Below are 18957 nucleotides of genomic sequence, written 5' to 3'. Positions count from 1 at the left end.
GTATATCTGGCGCGTGACGACAGGCAAAGGCGTGTGAGGCCCGACGGGAAAGTGCGGGTAGTTTGCTCGCTTCGCACGCCGGAATTGGGAAGGCCCCTGAACAGGGGCCTTTCCGCGTTTACTGCGGATCAATGTAAGCAGTCAAAAGCGTGAGGTCGTCGCGCAGCGTCACTTCCGACGAAAGCCGGTATAACTCGCCGAATTTTTCCGCGAGGCCCGCTTGCTCATTGCCCGGCTTTATCCCGCCAATTATTTCATAAAGCTTTTCCGCGCCCAAAAGCGTTCCGTCTTCCAAAACTATGTCCGTCGCACCATCGCTGTGGGCCAATATGCGGTCTCCGGGCTGGATGTCGAAGGTTTCTTCCGCGTAAATTTCGCGGTCGAACATGCCGCACGGCACTCCGCCCGCTTCGCCAACCCAAACCGGCTTGCCGTCGCGAAGGCAAACTATGCCGGGCGCGCCCGCGTGGGTGACCGTGCAGCTCAAGGGATTAAGGTCAATTCTGGCCAGCGCCACGGAGGCGCAAATGTAGTCCATTCCAAGAGCGCATATCCTTTCATTCAGGTTGGCGAGCATGGATGAGGGTTCGATCCAAAGCTCCACGTTTTCGTGAAAGAACGAGTGAATCATCGTTGTGATCAGCGCGGCGGAAAATCCATGACCGATAACGTCCGCGACGACAAGACCGTACGAATCGGCCTGCGGCTGGTACACATGGCTGAAGTCCCCGGTAACTTCGTCGCGGGCTTCCGTTAGTTGTCCGAAGCTTATCCGCGGGTCGTCGAATTCCGTGAACTTGATGACGTGCTCTTGAACGCGTTTGGCGATTCCGAGCTGTCGCTCGCGCTCGCTTTCGTCGCGAAAAGTCTCGACTCCGCCGATGACAATTCCGTTCCTATCGTATACCGGAGCGACGTTTAAGGACACGCACAGACGCGCGCCGTCGCTTTTTCTTGCATAAGCGATCACCGGCTCATCCGAAGCCCTGGCGGTTGTAATGGCCTTGAACAAGGGGCAATACTGCGAATCGCAAAGGGGACGACCTTCCTTGTCGATGTGGTCCAGCAGGTTGTCGCGGCAATGCTTGCCTACGACTTCATCGGCGGTCCATCCAAGGATGTGCTCGGCGCGCTTGTTCCAAAAAATGATCCGCCTGTCGGTATCGGTGATGTACAAACCGATACCGAGTTGGTGGAGCAACCCGACAAGATTGAGCGATTCGAATTCCATTGTTGTTGCCGCGCGGCGAAGCGATTATATCAAGCATTCGCGGCGATAGAGCCCGAAGGCTGGAGAAATAGCGGCATTGCCAGATGATGACGCTACTTGATTACATTTACAAGATTGAAGATCGGCAGATACAGCGCTATCACTATCGTGCCCACGACAGCACCGATAATAACAATCATCATCGGCTCAATCATACTCGCGAGAGCACGGATGGTCGCGTCTATTTCGCTGTCGTAATAGTCGGAAAGCTTGTTGAGAATTTCTTCCAGGTTACCGGCTTCCTCGCCGACGCTTATCAGGTTGGTGACAAGCGGCGGAAACACGCGGGTGCGCTTCATCGGCGCATGCAGGCTTTCTCCCTCGCGGATACGGTCTCTAGTGTAAATAATGGCGTTCTTGATTACGTCGTTCGTCGCGACGTTGCGGGCGACTTCGAGAGCTTCCAATATCGGCACGCCGCTTTCGTTCAGCGTCGCGAACGTACGGGTGAAACGCGTGATGGCGACCTTTCTGGCCAGCGGGCCGAATATGGGGATGCGAAGGACGATCGGATCGAGCAGCTTGTGCCCCCACTTGCTGTGGCGGAATTTTATGAAAAGCACGATGAATATCGGGATGGCAGCCAAGTAATACCAGTATTTAAGCAGCCAGTCGGAGATTTCGAGCAAACGACGGGTCAACAATGGAAGCTGTGCCTGGCCGCCCGAAAATTCGTTGTAAAACGCGGCGAACTGGGGAACGATGTAAAGCAACATGAACAGCGAGATGACCGTCGCGAAGATGCTGACGACGACCGGATAAACCATCGCGCTCTTGACTTTGTTGCGAAGCTCGAGCTCTTTCTCGTAAAACGCGGCGACGCGCTCCAAGATGGTGTCCAACGCACCGCCGATTTCTCCGGAGTGGACCATCGAGATGAAGAAGTTGGAAAAGGCGCGGGGATGTTTCTTCATCGCGGAGGTCATCGTCTCTCCGGATTGGATGTCCAGCTTGACCTTGTGAAGTATTTCCCGGAAGCTGTTGTTTTGGGTTTGCTCCTCGACGGTGTCGAGGCATTCGGAGATTGTCAGGCCGGCGTTCAGAAGCAGCGCGAACTGGCGGGAGAATATGGTCAGCTCTTTCAGCCCGACTTTGAAAAGCCGCTCGACAAGCGCGAACGGATTGAACGGACGGCGCTTCTCGTGGATTTTGGTTACGTAAAAGCCTTCGTTGCGTAAAGCGTCTATAACGGATTTGGGATTGTCGGCCTCCACCGTGGAGGTGATTACCTTCCCTTGCGCATCCTTAGCCTGATAAACGAATGTCTTCATACTTGCGCCATCTCCTCAAAGCAATTAGACCGGATTCGCCGCATTTGGTTCCACCCATGCGGCGGAAACCGCCCGCTTCCGGCGGCAAACATGCCGATTTTACCCCAAATCGGGGAGTTATACGCCGATGCTTGCGCCGTCGAAGTAGCTTTCTCCGCTTTCCGTACGCGTCAGCCCGCCGCTTCCGGGGCGCTTCGGGCGCTCCGCACCCTGAGCAGCCGCCGCCGAAATCAGGCGCTGCAGGTTACCCACGTTGCCCGCATGCGCGAGCGCTGTCTCAAGCGTGATGAGCCGGTCGAGATACCTGTCGCGCAGGCACTGGTCCATCGTCTGCATTCCGAGCTTGCTGTGCGTCATCATCGTCGAGTGGATCTGAAATTCCTTTTTCTCGCGGATGAGGTTGCGGATTGCCGGAATGTTGAGCATCACTTCGAACGCGGCCACGCGCCCGCCCCCCTCGGCCAGCGGAAGCAGCTGCTGGGAGATTATGCACTGCAGCGAGTTCGCCAGCTGGGCGCGGATTTGGTCCTGCTGCTCGCTCGGGAAAACGTCAACGATACGGTCGATGGTCAGCGGGGCGTTGTTGGTGTGCAAAGTGGCGAAAACAAGGTGGCCGGTTTCGGCCGCGGTGATTGCGGTGGAAATCGTTTCCAGGTCGCGCATTTCGCCGACCAGGATCACGTCCGGATCCTGGCGCAGGACGCGTTTCAGCGCGCTCGCAAACGACGGGGTGTCACTGCCCACTTCGCGCTGGTTGACGTTGCATTTCTTGTGCTGGTGGACGTACTCGATCGGGTCTTCCATCGTCACGATGTGAAGATCCTTGGTTTCGTTGATGACGTTTATCATCGCGGCCAGCGAGGTGCTTTTGCCGGAGCCGGTCGGTCCGGTTACGAGGCACAGACCGCGCGGGAGCATGATCACTTCCTTCATCACGTCGGGAAGCAAAAGCTCCTCCATCGTGGGAATCTTTTCCGAGATGGCGCGCATGACCAGGCCGATCGATTCGCGCTGCCAAAACATATTGCAGCGGAAGCGGCCGATACCCTTCTGGCTGTAGCCGAAGTCAAGCTCGCGCTCCACCTCGAATTTTTTCCGCTGATCCTCACGGATCATGCTGAAGGCCAGGTTGCGGGTATCTTCCGGCGTCATCGGCTTGTAATCCAGCCTGACCAGGTGGCCGTGAATCCGCAGCGACGGCGGCACGCCGGCCGTAAGGTGAAGGTCACTCGCGGAGTGCTCGACGAGTTGCACCAAAAGATCGAGAATCGTTACGTCCATTCTGATACCTCGTTTCGCTCGGGATAGGCCCGGGCCATTTCCACCACGACGAAACAGCTGAAACTAAATATTCGTTTCCACTTCGGCAAGCTTGGGAGCGGCTTCGCGGAGCTTTCCGGGTGCGGCGGGGACGAACGCCTCGAAGCTTTCGCCTTCTTCCTCGTAGTCCGGGCGGGCGACGCGGAGCAGCTCGGCCATGCTTGTCTGGCCTTTCAATACCTTGCGGATGCCGCTTTCAAAAAGCGTCTGCATCCCCTCGCGCCTTGCGACCTGCTTGACGGAGTGGATGCTCGTGTCCTTGATAATCAAGTCCCTCATCCGGCTTGTCATACGGAAGATTTCGAATATGCCCATTCTTCCTTTGAAGCCGACGTGGTTGCAGAATTTGCAGCCGCGGGCCTTGTACAAAAGCGGAGCCTTGTCGAGGGTGTTGACGTCGATCGTTTTGGTGATGATCTCCATCTCCTCCTCGTTCGGCTCGTAGCTTTTCTTGCACTGGTTGCAGAGCTTGCGCACCAGACGCTGGGCCATGACGCCGTTCACGGTTGCGTTGATAAGGTACGGCGGCACGCCCATATTGACGAGACGCGGAATCGCGCCCGGCGCGTCGTTGGTATGCAGGGTGGAGAACACGAGGTGGCCGGTGAGCGCGGCCTGCACCGCAAGCTCCGCGGTTTCGGGATCGCGGATTTCGCCGACCATGATTATGTCGGGGTCTTGGCGCATGAACGTGCGCAGCGCGCTGGCGAACGTCAGCCCGACCTTTCGGTTGACGTGAACCTGGTTGATCTTGGAGAGCTGGTATTCGACAGGCTCCTCGATCGTCATCACGTTGTTTGTTTCGTTCGCGATCTTGTCAAGCGACGCGATCAGCGTTGTTGATTTGCCGGAGCCGGTCGGCCCGGTGATGAGGATGATCCCGTGCGGCTGGATGATCATTTCCTCGAAGACGGGTTGCTCCTCCTCGTCGAATCCGAGATCCTTGAGCGTAAGCAGAGCCGCGCTCTTGTTCAGGAGACGCATCACGATCTTTTCGCCGAATATCGTCGGCAATGTCGAGAAACGGATGTCTATTTCGTTGTCGCGGACGACAAGGTTGATGCGGCCGTCCTGGGGCATCCGGCGCTCGCTCGTGTCCAGCCTCGCGAGGATTTTCAGGCGCGCGGTGACCGCTGCGATGGCGCCTCGCGGCACCGTCAGGATTTTCTGGAGCATTCCGTCCACGCGGTAGCGAACGTCCATCCTGTCCTCTTTGGGTTCGAGGTGGATGTCGCTCGCCCGGTTGTCCACGGCGCCGGTCAATATGGTCTCGACCAGCTTGACGATCGGCGCCTGTTCGACTTCCTCCAAGGTGGCTTTGTCCACCATGGATTCGTCAATGATCATGCCCTTCTTGATTTGATCCTGGCGGAATTCCTCCAGCGATTTCTGCGCTTCGTGCGTCACGCCGAAAAATTTGTCGAACGCGAACTTCAGCGCGTGCGGACTGGTGATCCGGGGGGACACTTCGTAGCCGGTGGAAAGCCTGATGTCGTCAATGGCCAGCAGGTTGAGCGGGTCGACCATCGCGACGATCAGGTTCTGTCCTTCGACGCGCACCGGAAACGCCGCATGCCTCTGGATCAGGTCGGGCGAAATCAGCCTGGCCGCCTCGGGATCGATGCGCTCCTCGTAGAGGTCGACCTTCTCGATGCCCAGCTGTTTGGCGAGGACGTCCTGAACTTCTTCCTCGACCGCCAGCTGCATTTCGATAATCACCTCGCCGAGGCGCTTACCGGACTGCTTTTGGCTGTCCAGGGCTTCTTTCAACTTGTCGAGGGAAAGAATTCCCTCGTCGACGAGCATGTCGCCAAGTTTTTTCTGCATTCACTACACTCCTTGGTGCCCTCCCCGCAGGCTCCTGAGAATAACACAGCCGCCCGCGAGTGTCAATTTGGCCGCCTTAAGGGCGGAAGGGCGCGGCGGCTCACAAGCGCGGCGGAATCCGGCGCCGGCCGCCCGCACCACGGAATTTTCTGATATAATGAATCGTCTCGCTTCATAAGGAGGAATTTCCGATGGTTTACCGTCATCATCTTCTGATTATGGTCGCCGCGATCGCGGCGGGACTTCTGCTCGGCTGCTCCGGCGGCCGCCACTCCGCCGTTTCTCCCGGCATATCCTCGCCCGTCGATCTCGTCAGGGCCGATCTTGCAAAGTACGAAGTGCCGGACGGCGTGGATCCGGACGTTTTCCAGATGCTCGCCGACAAGCTGGTCGAGGAGGTCGAAGCCGTTCAATCCGGCCGCACGCCGTCTCAAGGCTCGCCCGCGACTCCGCTTTTGCGCCTAGTCGTTACCGACGTTGGCGGCGGAATCACGAACATCGCCTGGCGTTATTACCTGATGGGCGATTACGACCTTAACGGCGAAGTCGGCGTGGCGGACGTCACCCCCATCGCCCTGCATTTCAACACGTCGGTGACCGACGGCGTACAGGACAACGTCCAAAGCTTCATTGACGGGGACGGCGACCTGTTTGTGGGGGTTTCCGACATTACTCCTATCGCTCTCAATTATCAGGCCAGGTACAACGTGCTCTTCGGCATCTATTCCAGCGCCGCGTCCCCCACTTGGCCGCTTTCGCAGTGGGAAGGCTCCGCGCTTTACTTCAATTACGGCGCGTTCGACACGAGCATCCCCGGCACTGTGGAGCTTTCAATAAACAAGACCACATCCGATTCGCACTACGGATGGTGCAGCGTGGACATTGACACGGCGGGCGCGGGCATCTTCTCCGGAAACTACTTCTTCGGAGTGCGCGATGCAAACGAGCCGCCCGACTTCGCTTCGTCCGCGGCGTTCACGCTTGCGGGCGCCGACGCGCCGAACATCGGAAGCGTCACGCCGACCGGCGGCCAGCCGAATTCGAGCGTCCAGTTCACCGTCAACCTTCTCGCCGGCACCGCGCCTCTGACTTATTCATGGGATTTCGGCGGCGGCGCGACGCCCGACACTTCCACCGACGAAAGCCCGACGGTCACGCTTTCTTCCACTTCCGGCGTTTACGACGCAAGCGTGACCGTGACCAACGCGTTCGGCAGCGACACGTTCGACTGGCAGCTGGGCGTCGGCAACCTGCCCGATATCACGGGCGTCAGCCCGACGAACGGCCAAACGGGAGAAAACGTGACTTTCACCGCGACCGTGACCGGCGACGCGCCTCTCGTTTATTCGTGGGATTTCGGCGGCGGCGCAAGCCCGAACACTTCGTCCGCGGAATCCCCGAATGTCACGCTTTCCGCCACCGAGGGCGAATACAGCGCCAACCTGACCGTGACGAACGCGTTCGGCTCGGACAGCTTCGATTTCACGCTGACCGTCGGCGCCGCGCCCGCGCCTCCCGAAATCACCGGCGTCTCGCCGACCGCGGGCCAGGAAGGAACGCAGCTGACGCTCAACGCGACCGTCACCGGCACCCCGCCGTTCACCTACGCGTGGGATTTCGGAGGCGGCGCAACGCCGAACATTTCGTCCGCGGCTTCGCCGACCGTCACGCTCGGCGCGGAAGGAAACTACGACGCGTCCCTCACCGTGACGAATGCGCTGGGAGAGGATACGTTCGACTTCCAGCTCATCTGCACCGGCCCTCCGGGCGCCTGGGTGAAGGAGTTCGTAGAGGGGCCTGGGACAAGCAAAATCGGCACGCACTGCAGCCTGGTGTTTTTGCCCAACGGCACTCCGGTGATTGCGTATCAAAATGAGCCAAATACTGACTTAATGCAGGCGGTAAAGACCGGACCATGGAACAAGACTGTAGTTGACAATGGCGGTAGCGGATATGCTGGCTCCAATGCTTTTATTACGTTAAACTCCGCTTCGATGCCTGTTATAGTATATAAATATTTGGCATCCGATTTTGCAGGTTCATTAAAGAAGGCGGAATGGAACGGATCTTCGTGGGATTTTCAAATACTCATGAACGGCAACGGTGCTCTTAACGAAAGCTACGGATCCGATGCAAGCATTGCGTTTGCCAGCAATGGCAATGCATTTGCCGCAAACGTAAATGGGAGCGCTCCGAACCAGCATTATGTGATTCGATACAACGGATCCAGTTGGGGATCGCCTGAGGATATGCCAGATTATCGCGCGACGGCGACCAGCTGCACATTCGACTCGTCGAACAATCCCATTGTGGTTTGTTACGATTCCACAGACAAGTGGGATTTGCTGGATCCTCCCGGAACTCCGGTCCCCATTAATCAATTAAACTGCTATAGGTGGACTGGCTCATCTTGGACGAGGACGAATATTTATACAAAGCCTGCGGCGGAGTCCAACAGCGCCAAATATATCACGGTTCTTGTCAACCCATCAGGCAATCCGGTTGTCTGCTACTTCCTGACCGGAACATTCGAAATTTGGTACGCCGAATACACAGGCACCGCCTGGAGCAAAATCTTGGTTGCAACCAGCGGATCCTCTTCAGCCAAAAACGTTAATATGACGCTTAGTCCCAGCGGGATTCCTACTATTGCGTTTTACAATGCGCCAACTCAATCGCTTAAGCTCGCTGTCAAAAATGGCGGAAGCTTCACCATAAGCGATATTGACGACGGCGCAGGAGGAACCATCCAGGTTGGCACATACCCTTCAATTAAGTTTTCTCCGACAACAGGCAAGCCATCGGTCGCCTATTTCCAGGGCGAGCGAAACATGTATGGATTGAAGTATGCTTGGCAAAGCTAAAAAGATGCGGCAAATTTAATTGGCTAACGGCTAATCCTGCTGCCAGTTGCTTACCGCAGCCTTTGTGGCTATTCGCGCGGCGGAAAGTGATAATTGCGGGAGGCCCCCGGCCCCTTGAATACCGTTTAACCCGGATGTATATGCAATCATCACCTCGCCTGAAAGCCCCGAAAGGCGGGCGTTAAACTCATGACTTAAGATCTGGCTTGATACTGGAATGGCATGGAACAACTCCGAGTTAGGTATTTTCAGCCCGTTTGGCGCAACCTGTTGAGCGTCGATAAAGATTCCAGTAAATGGGGTTAAGCCTAGTTCATCATCGTTGTTCCCCCATCCAACCCATTTGTTTTGGTCGTCGATTCCGCCATGCCCCCAATCTGCATTGTCTGATCTCATATAAACCATCAGGTGCCACGCATCCTCCGAGGGGATGTACTCCCAAAACGACACCATAGGCCCGTTTGCAAAATCGGGGCACGTAATTTGGGTCATAATAACAGGCCCCGATTCGCTGCCGGAGACTTCATATACTAGCTCCTTGAATGCATTTCCAAACTGACTTGATGTTGTATACAATGGAAGCCTAACGGCATAAATACGATACTTGCCGTCGCTGTTGTTTCTTTTCCCGTAACTGGCATAGCTAATATAATAGGCAATATTGTCTATCATTTCCCCATCGGCCCAACAACCAAGCTGGGTATCCGGCTCCGTGCCTTCTTCCTCCAGTAGGTTTCGATAGGATTGATCATTAATCCAAGTGTTTTCAATCCATTTCGGGCGCGCGTATCCACTCCCTGGATTTCGAGTCCACCAAAACACACGGGCTTCTTCTCGCTCATCTCCATTCGGAAAAGTATTTCTCACGCTTGCTACGCCAACCAAATTTCCGCTAGAGGCCAAATCGATATCAAAGCTATCTATTTCTGAAATGGCTACTTCTTCGGGAAGACAAGTGACAAGCGGCCTGTAAAACTCGTACCAATTGCCAGATGCGGATCTCTCAAAAGCATATAGGCCCCTTCGGTACTCCCAATCGTCTTCGCCTAGGGGGTTTTCGGTTTTGGGATACATGTACCTTGCCGGGAAGGCAAATGCGCCAAAGCTATCAGTAAAGCCAAAATAGGGTGGATATTGCCAAAACACCAGGTCCGAGTCAGTTGGAAATGGAACTACTGGTAATCGTGCGACAACATAGTCTCCTGACCACCTGTAAATAGCCTCCTCATGGAATTCTCCGTTTACATCTGCGTATCGGATTGCAGGCTCCCAACTACCGTCTCCTGTTGGATTAACTGTGCCTCGTATTCGGGTGTATGCCGCATAAGGAATATTAAGTGAACCGCGCAAGTCGATCCTGACTGGCGCGCCAGGTTCCGAAAACAAGTTATTAACAAGGCTTTTGTTTTCTGCAACAAGAAGTTGATAAGCGCCGGTTTTCTCTGCCTGTATATTTGGCTTGGCTAATATTACGGCAGGCGGAGTCGAGCCTTCAAGTCCTACAATAGGATACAAATCCCACCAGCAAAAAGCGCAATATGGGGCCTGCTCTTGCTCATTCCATGCGAATGAACTGGAGAAAATGTTCGGCCAACCGCCGTTGAAGTCAACAACAACTCCAGTAGTGTCATATCCTCCGTCGTCATCAAACACGCGAACAACAAATTCCAATTTGCCAACTGCAAACTGAGGTTCGATCAGCACATCTATAAAAGGGCTAGTTGTGGGACCTCCGTCAAATTCACCATTAGGCTGGCTTCTTCCCGGAAAAAATATGGGAGGCTGCCCTATTGGATTCAGATAATCCCACAGATATGCTGTGGGAGGGCCGGATTCATCGCCTTGGCTTAGACCTGCATTAAGGCGAACATATGTTTGCACTGGCATTTCGGTCCGATAAACATCGGCAATTAGAAGCGCATGTGGAGCGGATGTTCCTCCTTGCCCCACCGAGGTTTTTCCTCCCAATGAAGAATACGCGAAGTCCATAAGGGCCGCTGAAAAATAGAGATCCTTAAATAACTCCATCTGGTCATATTGCAAATAGCGCTCAAATTTAGTCATGGTTTCAGGAGGGGCGGGTTCATCGTAATCTATTTCGCCATCTTCCTTGAACGGATAGATACTTTGCTCAGAAACAAGTCCTGCCCAAGAAAAGCTACTGTCGTTGTTAATTTCGCTTGCAATGCGGTATTGTTCGGTCGCGGCAGCCGCTTGCGGCGTTTGCTCCGTTGCAACGGGTTTGTCTTTCTTGGCAATCGGCGCATGCTTGCCCTTTCCCCGGCATCCGAACGCGAGCAGAACAACGGCTGAAACAACGGCCAGTGCAGTCAAAATTCTCCAATTCATGGTCTTGCCTCCTGCGGCTGAATTCCGCTAATAGGCTTACCTTAACGCAAGATGCTCTGTCTTGTCATTACCCTAGCAATAATGCGCATAGTTGTGGTTGCTTATGACAATCGCATCAAGGCGGGCATTCAAGTAAATGAGTCTGCCGGACGCCCCTGTGCTAATATCCGGCCGTGGATGCATCCGAACTGGACCTGCTTCTTGTCCGCCTACTCAAGCTTTCCCGGCTCACGCTGTCAGAGGGCGAGCGGGAGGAATTCGCTCGCAAGTTTTCGGCGCTGCTCGAATTCGTGGACGCCGTGCGGGCAAGCGGACACGCGGAAGGCGTGGGCCGCGACGCGGCGGGCGCGGGCGCGCTTAGCTACCTCGACGCGCTGCCGCTGCGGGAGGATTCGCCGCGGGAGTTCGATTGGGGGGACGATTTTGCGCACAGGTACGTCGTCCCGCTCGTCGTGGGGGACGAGGAAGCTGGCGGCGCAGAAGGCGCGGCCGCGGATTCCGCGGATTTCGGCGAGGGGGGGGTGTAAGTGCCCGATCCGCGCAATGCTTTGACCATATCGGCATCCGAGCTGATGGCCAGAATCGCCGCAGGCGAAATAGATCCGGTCGAGCATCTGCGGACGCAGTGCGAATTCGCTCGGCGGATGGACGAATACCTGAACGCGTTTATCGAGCTTCCGGAATCGCCGGAGCCGGAAATCGAAACGGTGCAATCGCGCACTAACGGAGACGGCGGCTCGGGCGCGTTTGCCGGGCAGGCCGATCCGGAAATGCTTCGCGGCCGGCGGCATTTGACGGGCGTGCCCGTCTCGGTAAAGGATATTTTCACCGCGCGCGGGTTTTGCGCGACCGCGGGCAGCCCGATTCTCGAAGGCTACCGTCCGCCGTACGACGCGACGGTCGTGGCGCGCACGCGCGCGGCGGGCAACTTCGTAGTCGGCAAAACGAACCTGGACGAATTCGCGATGGGCAGCTCGACCGAAACTTCGGCGTACGGCGCGTGCCGCAACCCGTGGGACTTGGGCCGCGTCCCTGGCGGCTCTTCCGGGGGGGGGGCGGCAAGCGTGGCCGCGTGCCAGGCCGCGATCGGATGGGGGACGGATACGGGCGGAAGCGTGCGCCAGCCGGCGGCGCTGTGCGGCGTCGTGGGGTACAAGCCCACTTACGGGCTTTTGTCGCGGTTCGGGCTTATCGCGTACGCGTCGTCGCTGGACTCGCCCAGCATCTTTGCAAAATGCGCGCTGGACGTCGCGCTTTTGCTCAACGCGGTGTGTTATCCCGATGCGCTCGATTCGACGTGCAGCGTCCCTTCGCCGGTACCGGATTTCGTGGCGGAAAGCGATCCGGTGTATGCGAAAAAACCGCGCATCGGTGTAATAAAGGAATTGACCGATACGAAGCTTCTGCATTCCGGCGTCGCGGTGCAATTATGGAGCGCAATCGAGCGCATGAAATCCGCCGGTGCGGAAATAACGGAAATTTCCTTTCCGATGTGGGACATAACGCTGCCTGCGTATTACATAATGACAACCGCGGAATGCTCCAGCAACCTCGCGCGGTTCGACGGCGTGCGCTACGGCCCGGACGGCCACACCGACAAAGGGCTGATGGCGATGTATCTTTCGCGCAGGGGGGGGGAGCGCGGCTTCGGCGAGGAAACCAAGCGGCGAATCCTGCTGGGCACATACGTGTTATCCGCGGGATACCACGACGCGTACTACAACAAGGCGCGCGCGCTGCGCAGAGCGATAACCGCGGAGGTGGCGCGGCTGTGCGGCGAGTACGATGCTTTGGTGTGTCCTACTACGCTTGACCCGGCATTTCAAATTGGCGAGCGAATGGAAGACCCGGTTCAAATGTACATGTCCGATATCGCGACGGTTATCGCCAACCTCGCGGGAACCTGCGCCATCAGCCTGCCTTGCGGTTTAGTACCCGCCAAAAGATCCATAATGGCTCGCGAAGATCCGCTTAGCAAAGATGCCATTGCTATCGGAGTCACGCCGGAGCTGCAAAACCTCTGCCGAAACGACAAGGGCGAAATCGAGCTCCCCGTCGGATTCCAGATGATCGGCGCGCGCTACCGGGACGCGAAGCTTCTATCGCTCGCGCGCTGGTTCGAGGAGACGACGGGCTATGGATACAAAATCCCGCCGATTGCGCTAAAAATGCTGGCCACTTGATATCACTCTTTACCTTCATTCTGTTTTAAAAGGGTCAGGCGATGTTCAGAAAGATTGAGGATTTTGCAGGCACTTGGGCTTTCGAGTCCGGCACGACGAGCAAGCTTTTCGAGAATCTAACGGACGACAAACTGGGCGTTCCGATCGCGGACGGTTTCATGACGCTGGGCGACCTCGCGTACCACCTGGCGATGGTCATTCCGGTCATCGGCGCGCAGACGGGACTTGATTTCCCCGATGCTCCCACCACCGACCAGCCGCCCACTCCGACCTCCGCGCAGGAAATCCGCGACGCATATAACAGATACGCCGCGGACTTTGCCGAGCAGGTCAAGGCCAAGTGGACGGACGCCGACCTTGACAAAACCGACAAGGTCTTCGGCTATGATTGGAAGAAGGGCTTCACGCTCGACATTTTAATCTCTCACCAGGCGCACCATCGCGGCCAGATGACGGTATTGATGCGCCAGGCGGGAATCCCCATCTGCGGCATCTACGGCCCGACGAAAGAGGAAATGGCGCAGTACGGCGCCGGCGCGCATTAGAAATTGCTTGGTTTTTAGCGGCCCCGCGCCGATTGTAAATCCAAAACCGATCCGCTAGAATGCGCGGCCCGCGCTGCTCATCCACGCGGCGTTTTGCAAGGAGAAAATCATGTTTCGCCGCATCGAGGATTTTTTGAAAGTCTGGACGGAGGAAAGCGCCAATACCTGCAAGATATTCGCCGCGCTCACGGACGAATCGCTGGGTCAGGCCGTGGCGGATGGCCATCGCACGCTCGGCCGGATGGCGTGGCACATCACGCTGACGCTGGGCGAAATGATCGCGCGCACAGGGCTTCAAGTTGACGCGCCGCCCGAAGACGCGCCCGTCCCGGCCGCTTCCGAGGAGATATTCCGCGCGTATTCGTCTGCGTCCGACGCGATCGCCAAAGCTGTTCAATCCGAGTGGACGGACGAAACGCTGGACGTCGAGGACGACATGTACGGCGAAACGTGGAAGCGCGGATTCACGCTGTTCGTGCTGGTGACGCACGAGGTGCATCACCGCGGCCAGATGACCGTGCTGATGCGCCAGGCCGGGCTGCCGGTGCCAGGAGTGTACGGCCCGTCGAAAGAGGAATGGGTCAACTACGGCGCCGACCCTCCAGAGGTTTAGATTGCCGAATCCGCCTTCCTGAAGGCGGAAAAGACCACCGCGATCGAACAATTTCACCGTTTGCCAGTCATGCTGGGCGGGTGAAAGAAATGGCGATTAGCGAACGTGAACTGTTCTTTCAAGAGCGCGAGCTCGACCTTATTGCCGAAAGGCTGGAGCGTGGCGAGCTGACCGCTTCAGAATTGTTCGAATTCAAGCGCAAGTACGGCGACGCTTTGGATGCCGCAATAAATCGGCGGGTGGACGATAAACTCCGCGCAAGGCTTGCGGCCGCGGCCGCCTTGGACGAGGCGGAGATCAGTATCAATCGCCGCGGACTTTCTTTTCGGCTTCCGGAGGCAGCTGGGACGGCCGCCAAAGCGGCGCTGACGGCCGCGCTTGCGGCGACCGCGGGTTTACTGTTGTATATGGCTTTCGTTGACGGCGCGATCGCAATAGCGCGGTATTTCAGCGGCCGGGCGTTTTAGCCGGAGCCGGATTCAAAGGCACTCATTTTTCACAAACTCGCGAAAACGCGCGGCTTTCTTGGTCAGCGGCTCGCGCATCGCGGGATTTTGCGCGCGCTCGCGGTACAAAGCTTTGATTTTCAAGGTGGTCGAATGAACGTACTGATCGTTTTTGCGCATCCGGAGCCGAAAAGCTTCAGCGGCGCGCTTGCGGATCTCGCGGTCGAAACGCTGTCCGCGTCGGGACATTCCGTCCGGCGCTCCGACCTGTACCGGAGCGGATTCCAGCCTTGCGCGGGCGCGGCGGATTTCAAGTCGCGGATGAATCCGGATTACCTGCAGGTTTTCTTCGAGCAGGGGCACGCGTCCAAGACAGGGACGCACGCGCCGGATGTCGCGGCCGAGCAGGAGAAACTGGCCTGGGCGGATTTGGTTATATTCCATTCGCCGCTTTGGTGGTTTTCGGTGCCGGCGATACTGAAGGGATGGTTCGACCGGGTGCTGGCCGTCGGCTGGGCGTATGACTTCGGGGTCTGGTACGACACGGGACTGATGAAAGGAAAGAAGGCGATGCTCGCGCTTACGACGGGCGGGCCCGAGACGATTTACTCGCCGCGCGGCCTCAACGGCGACATAAACGTGATCCTCTGGCCGATAGTCCACGGGACGCTGCAGTTCTGCGGATTCGACGTGCTGGAGCCGTTCGTCGCGTTCGGCGCGATGCTCGCGCCGGAAGAAGCGCGCGCGCGGTATCTTGCCGCGTACAGGGAGCGGCTGCTGAAAATCGAGAGTGCGCCGGCGATCCCGCGCAATCCGTTGTCGGACTACGATGAAAAATTCGAGCTGCTGCCGGGAAGGGAACGGATCGCTCCGTGGTAGGCGGCAATTTATTGGATATAATTCGACCGTAATCCTATGTCGGGGTATAATCATCGCGGGATTTCGCAACATGCGACTAGGAGCGCTTGACGGTGTCCCGGAGGTGCATCGTATGGCCAAAGTCGGTTCAACTGGCACCCTGCCCAAGACTGGGCGCAATTCGTCCGCGCGCAATCGGGACGGCGCGGGGCATAAACCGTCTGTTCACATAATCGAGCGCATAGAAGGCGACGAGGGGACGGTTGTTTTTTCACCGCCTCTCGAAGCGAAAGTGGAGTGGGATGGGAAATTTTACAAGGCATCGGCACTGGACGGAGACGTTGTAACTTTCGACAAGCTGCCGGAGGTGGCCGAGGAGGAATTGGAGGTTGTAATTTGCATGTCTTTCTTCCGATTCCGAAATTTGCCAGACGAAAGACTGGATGGAAGAGCTCGAAGAATCAGGGACAAGCTTGTAGCGGCTGCATCGGTTCCTGATTGATTCTCGGAGGGTGAATTGGGCGGGTGGAGTAGGGACGAAGTTATTTCGGCATTGTGCAGGAAGGGATTCTCAAGAGAAAATGCATCCAGGCATATTTAGCTTTCGTTTGTAAATGCAGAGCAGGAGATGACCGGCGTGTTTACGGTTTTCAGCAGGAGTTACGATGAGTTCGGGCCGGACATGCTTGCCAAAATAGCCCGTCAGATCGGCCTGAATTCGGCGGAGTTAAGAAATCTGATAGACTGCAAGTTATACTTTGATGATTACTCGGAATTGCTCCGAAGCCGCGGGTTGATCGAATGAAACCCATCTCCATCGTAATGACGACGCTCGCCGACAGGGACGCGGCGCGTGAGCTTGTCGAAGCGCTGCACGAGCGCGGCGTGATCGCATGCGGCCACGTCCTGCCGCCGGGCGAGTCCTTCTTCCGCTGGGACGGCGACAAATCGTGGGAGACGGAAGTGACGGTGCTGCTCAAGACGCGCGCGGACTGCGCGGCGCGCCTCGTCGCTGCGGTAACCGAGCTGCATCCCTACGTCGTCCCCGAAATCCTCGCGTTCGCGGTCGCCGCGAGCGACGGATACGCCGACTGGGTGGAATCCGAAGTCAAAGATTAGCCCGCGTAGCGCGATTTTAAGGCCGCGCCGGGCCGGAACTCCTATAGCGGAACCGCGTTGCCGCATGGCAATCGCTGTGGTATATTCCTGCCGCCTTCAAGGGGGTAGGTTTCGGTTTTGTCCGGCCGCGATTGTTATCTTGCGCTTCTCTGGCACATGCACCAGCCGCTGTACAAGTCGGCGGCCACGGGCGACTATCTTCTTCCGTGGGTGCGGCTGCACGCGACGAAAGGCTATCTCGACATCGCGACGATGGCTTTGAAATTCCCCGATGTCGGCCATACCATCAATCTTGTACCGTCGCTTTTGTTGCAGATACAGGATTACTTGAAGGGCGAGGTCACCGATCGTTTCCGCGTGCTTTCGATCAAACCCGCTTCCGAGCTTTCGCCGGAAGACAAGGCTTTCATCCTCCAGTATTTCTTCAGCATCAACTGGGACACCTCGATAAAACCCTGGCCGCGGTACTGGTCTCTTTTGCGTTTGCGCGGCCTTCACGTGCAGCCCGCGCAGATCGAGCATTCGATCGCGCGGTTCACCGAGCGCGATTTCCGCGACCTGCAGGTGCTGTTCAACCTGGCCTGGTGCGGATTCACCGCGCGCAAAGACCCCTCGATCGCGGCGCTCATAGAAAAAGGAAAAGACTTTTCCGAGGACGACAAGCAAGCGGTCGCGGAATTCCAGAATTCCTGTCTCGCAAAGTTACTCGATCTCTGGCGGGAAATCGGCAAGACTACGCGTACGGAACTTTCCACGACGCCGTTTTATCATCCGATCCTCCCGCTGCTCGCGGACTCGCGCAACGCGCGCAACCACGTCCCGCAGGCGACGCTTGACCGCATCGCGTTTGCGTATCCCGAGGACGCCGCGGAGCAGATTGGCCGCGGCATCTCTTTCATGACCCAGATATTGGGATACCACCCGCGCGGGATGTGGCCTTCGGAGGGCAGCGTCAGCCCCGACCTGGTCGCGATGTTCAAGGATGCGGGCGTGCGCTGGATCGCTACCGACCAGGCGATTCTCGAACGAAGCGAAATCGAGCCGGCGGACGCGCCGAAGCACCCATGCTGCCCGTACGAGCTGGACGGCGACGGCCGCGATCTCGCGATATTTTTCCGCAACACTTCGCTGTCGGACGCGATCGGCTTCCGCTACCACCGCAGGCCGGGCAAGGAATCCGCCGCCGAGTTTCTCGACGAGGTGCAAAAATCGCTCGGAGTTTGCGAGCACGATCACCCGCCCGTGATTCCGGTGATCCTCGACGGCGAAAATCCGTGGGAATATTACGCGGACGGCGGCGAGGAATTCCTCAATTGTCTTTTCGAAGCGCTTTCGGACGAATACGCCCCGGTCAAGCCGATTACTTTCAGCGGATACCTGGAGCGCTTCGGCGCGCCGCGGAAAATCAAAGAGCTTTATCCGGGAAGCTGGATACGCCACGATTTCTCTATCTGGATAGGCGACCCGGAAAAGGACAAGGCCTGGCAGCTTCTTGCCGAAACGCGGAAATTCGCCGAAAAGTTCCTTGCGGACAATCCCGATATTTCCGATGAAACGCGGCTTGAAATAAAGGAACACATTTTCGCGGCGGAAGGCAGCGATTGGTTCTGGTGGTACGGAGATCCGTTCAACACGGAGTACGACTCTGTTTTCGATTTGCTGTTCCGCCAGCATCTGGTTAAAATATACGAGCTGCTCGACCAACGCGCCCCGGTGGATCTGCTCATCCCGATTTGCGAGAAGGCGCGGTTCGAGCCCGACCGCCAGCCCGCCGACGTCGTCGAGCCCATTCTCGACGGAAAGGTCAGCTCGTATTTCGAGTGGGTGGATGCCGGCCTTTACAGGCCGCGCATCAGCGGAACCGTCATGGCGCGCGACGAGGCGCCGAAGTTCGAGGCGCTTTACTGGGGCTACGACGGCGAGCGGCTGTTCATCCGCGCGGACATTGCGGACAAATCGCTTTTCAATTCCGGCCACAAGCTCGTGCTCCGGTTTTACCATCCGCCCGACCGCACCATCGTCGTCCCGCTCGACCGCGGCCGCCGCGACTATTTTTTCATCCGGCCGCAGGACGAGGAGAGCTGCGAGTTCATCATCGAAAACGAAGGCGCCGTCGAGGACGTAATCGAAGTCGCGATCCCGTTCGCGCAACTCGGCGCCCGCCCCGGCGAGATCGTCAACTTCGCGGCGTACATCGCGCGGGACCAGGAATACATCGAGCGCTGCCCGTTCGACGGAACGATCAACCTGACCTGCCCGGCACCCGACTTCCGCACGCAGATGTGGAAGGTC

At 57.3% G+C, this 18957-nt stretch carries 16 protein-coding genes; 11 read left to right on the top strand and 5 right to left on the bottom strand.

The window, feature by feature from the left end; genetic code table 11:
• Positions 1-118: 118 nt before the first annotated feature.
• From HRF49_12285 to tadA, 4 genes are all read right to left on the bottom strand, one after another.
• A complete protein-coding gene (locus tag HRF49_12285) occupies positions 119-1231 on the bottom strand; it encodes a SpoIIE family protein phosphatase (GenBank protein ID MEP0815425.1) in 1113 nt (370 codons plus the stop codon).
• A 92-nt stretch (positions 1232-1323) separates the two neighbouring features.
• Positions 1324-2541, bottom strand: a complete 1218-nt coding sequence (locus HRF49_12280; GenBank protein ID MEP0815424.1) for a type II secretion system F family protein — start codon at positions 2539-2541, stop codon at positions 1324-1326.
• Between the two features lie 117 nt (positions 2542-2658).
• Positions 2659-3822 (bottom strand): type IV pilus twitching motility protein PilT, encoded by a 1164-nt coding sequence (locus HRF49_12275; protein MEP0815423.1) that lies wholly within the window; start codon positions 3820-3822, stop codon positions 2659-2661.
• Between the two features lie 63 nt (positions 3823-3885).
• Positions 3886-5688 carry a Flp pilus assembly complex ATPase component TadA gene (tadA, locus tag HRF49_12270; protein MEP0815422.1) on the bottom strand — a complete coding sequence of 601 codons (1803 nt, stop codon included), beginning with the start codon at positions 5686-5688 and terminating at the stop codon, positions 3886-3888.
• Between the two features lie 191 nt (positions 5689-5879).
• Between tadA and HRF49_12265 the strand changes: the two genes are divergently transcribed.
• Positions 5880-8552 carry a PKD domain-containing protein gene (locus tag HRF49_12265; protein MEP0815421.1) on the top strand — a complete coding sequence of 891 codons (2673 nt, stop codon included), beginning with the start codon at positions 5880-5882 and terminating at the stop codon, positions 8550-8552.
• A 30-nt stretch (positions 8553-8582) separates the two neighbouring features.
• Here the strand turns inward: HRF49_12265 and HRF49_12260 are convergent, their stop codons facing one another.
• Positions 8583-10901 carry a hypothetical protein gene (locus tag HRF49_12260; GenBank protein ID MEP0815420.1) on the bottom strand — a complete coding sequence of 773 codons (2319 nt, stop codon included), beginning with the start codon at positions 10899-10901 and terminating at the stop codon, positions 8583-8585.
• 173 nt (positions 10902-11074) lie between these two features.
• Between HRF49_12260 and HRF49_12255 the strand changes: the two genes are divergently transcribed.
• The 10 genes from HRF49_12255 to HRF49_12210 all read left to right on the top strand — a co-directional run.
• Entirely contained in the window at positions 11075-11428 is a 354-nt protein-coding gene (locus HRF49_12255) for a hypothetical protein (protein MEP0815419.1), read from the top strand.
• Positions 11429-13084 (top strand): Asp-tRNA(Asn)/Glu-tRNA(Gln) amidotransferase subunit GatA, encoded by a 1656-nt coding sequence (gene gatA / locus HRF49_12250; protein ID MEP0815418.1) that lies wholly within the window; start codon positions 11429-11431, stop codon positions 13082-13084.
• A 41-nt stretch (positions 13085-13125) separates the two neighbouring features.
• Positions 13126-13629: a DinB family protein gene (locus HRF49_12245; protein MEP0815417.1), complete on the top strand. Its 504-nt coding sequence runs from the start codon at positions 13126-13128 to the stop codon at positions 13627-13629.
• A 109-nt stretch (positions 13630-13738) separates the two neighbouring features.
• Positions 13739-14242, top strand: a complete 504-nt coding sequence (locus HRF49_12240; GenBank protein ID MEP0815416.1) for a DinB family protein — start codon at positions 13739-13741, stop codon at positions 14240-14242.
• A gap of 89 nt (positions 14243-14331) precedes the next feature.
• Positions 14332-14709 (top strand): hypothetical protein, encoded by a 378-nt coding sequence (locus HRF49_12235; GenBank protein MEP0815415.1) that lies wholly within the window; start codon positions 14332-14334, stop codon positions 14707-14709.
• A gap of 132 nt (positions 14710-14841) precedes the next feature.
• On the top strand, positions 14842-15567 hold the full coding sequence (locus tag HRF49_12230) for an NAD(P)H-dependent oxidoreductase (protein ID MEP0815414.1): 726 nt from the start codon (positions 14842-14844) through the stop codon (positions 15565-15567).
• Between the two features lie 112 nt (positions 15568-15679).
• Positions 15680-16048, top strand: a complete 369-nt coding sequence (locus HRF49_12225; protein MEP0815413.1) for a hypothetical protein — start codon at positions 15680-15682, stop codon at positions 16046-16048.
• A gap of 135 nt (positions 16049-16183) precedes the next feature.
• Positions 16184-16351 (top strand): hypothetical protein, encoded by a 168-nt coding sequence (locus tag HRF49_12220; GenBank protein ID MEP0815412.1) that lies wholly within the window; start codon positions 16184-16186, stop codon positions 16349-16351.
• Complete coding sequence (locus tag HRF49_12215; protein ID MEP0815411.1) at positions 16348-16665, top strand: divalent-cation tolerance protein CutA; 318 nt, start codon at positions 16348-16350, stop codon at positions 16663-16665. The genes HRF49_12220 and HRF49_12215 overlap by 4 nt, the downstream gene beginning before the upstream one ends.
• 117 nt (positions 16666-16782) lie before the next feature.
• Positions 16783-18957 (top strand): hypothetical protein (locus HRF49_12210; GenBank protein MEP0815410.1); only part of this gene is annotated, 2175 nt, incomplete at its 3' end.

The organism is bacterium (assembly GCA_039961635.1).
In the GTDB taxonomy this organism is placed as follows: Bacteria; 4484-113; 4484-113; order JAGGVC01; family JAGGVC01; genus JABRWB01.
The sequence above is the reverse complement of the archived record's forward strand: the minus strand, read 5'-3'. Positions and strand labels throughout refer to the sequence as shown.

Bases quoted from the DNA above. Each gene is read 5' to 3' on its own strand.
- HRF49_12285 (MEP0815425.1), bottom strand. From the start codon at position 1,231: ATGGAATTCGAATCGCTCAATCTTGTCGGGTTGCTCCACCAACTCGGT.
- HRF49_12280 (MEP0815424.1), bottom strand. From the start codon at position 2,541: ATGAAGACATTCGTTTATCAGGCTAAGGATGCGCAAGGGAAGGTAATC.
- HRF49_12275 (MEP0815423.1), bottom strand. From the start codon at position 3,822: ATGGACGTAACGATTCTCGATCTTTTGGTGCAACTCGTCGAGCACTCC.
- tadA (MEP0815422.1), bottom strand. From the start codon at position 5,688: ATGCAGAAAAAACTTGGCGACATGCTCGTCGACGAGGGAATTCTTTCC.
- HRF49_12265 (MEP0815421.1), top strand. From the start codon at position 5,880: ATGGTTTACCGTCATCATCTTCTGATTATGGTCGCCGCGATCGCGGCG.
- HRF49_12260 (MEP0815420.1), bottom strand. From the start codon at position 10,901: ATGAATTGGAGAATTTTGACTGCACTGGCCGTTGTTTCAGCCGTTGTT.
- HRF49_12245 (MEP0815417.1), top strand. From the start codon at position 13,126: ATGTTCAGAAAGATTGAGGATTTTGCAGGCACTTGGGCTTTCGAGTCC.
- HRF49_12240 (MEP0815416.1), top strand. From the start codon at position 13,739: ATGTTTCGCCGCATCGAGGATTTTTTGAAAGTCTGGACGGAGGAAAGC.
- HRF49_12235 (MEP0815415.1), top strand. From the start codon at position 14,332: ATGGCGATTAGCGAACGTGAACTGTTCTTTCAAGAGCGCGAGCTCGAC.
- HRF49_12230 (MEP0815414.1), top strand. From the start codon at position 14,842: ATGAACGTACTGATCGTTTTTGCGCATCCGGAGCCGAAAAGCTTCAGC.
- HRF49_12225 (MEP0815413.1), top strand. From the start codon at position 15,680: ATGGCCAAAGTCGGTTCAACTGGCACCCTGCCCAAGACTGGGCGCAAT.
- HRF49_12215 (MEP0815411.1), top strand. From the start codon at position 16,348: ATGAAACCCATCTCCATCGTAATGACGACGCTCGCCGACAGGGACGCG.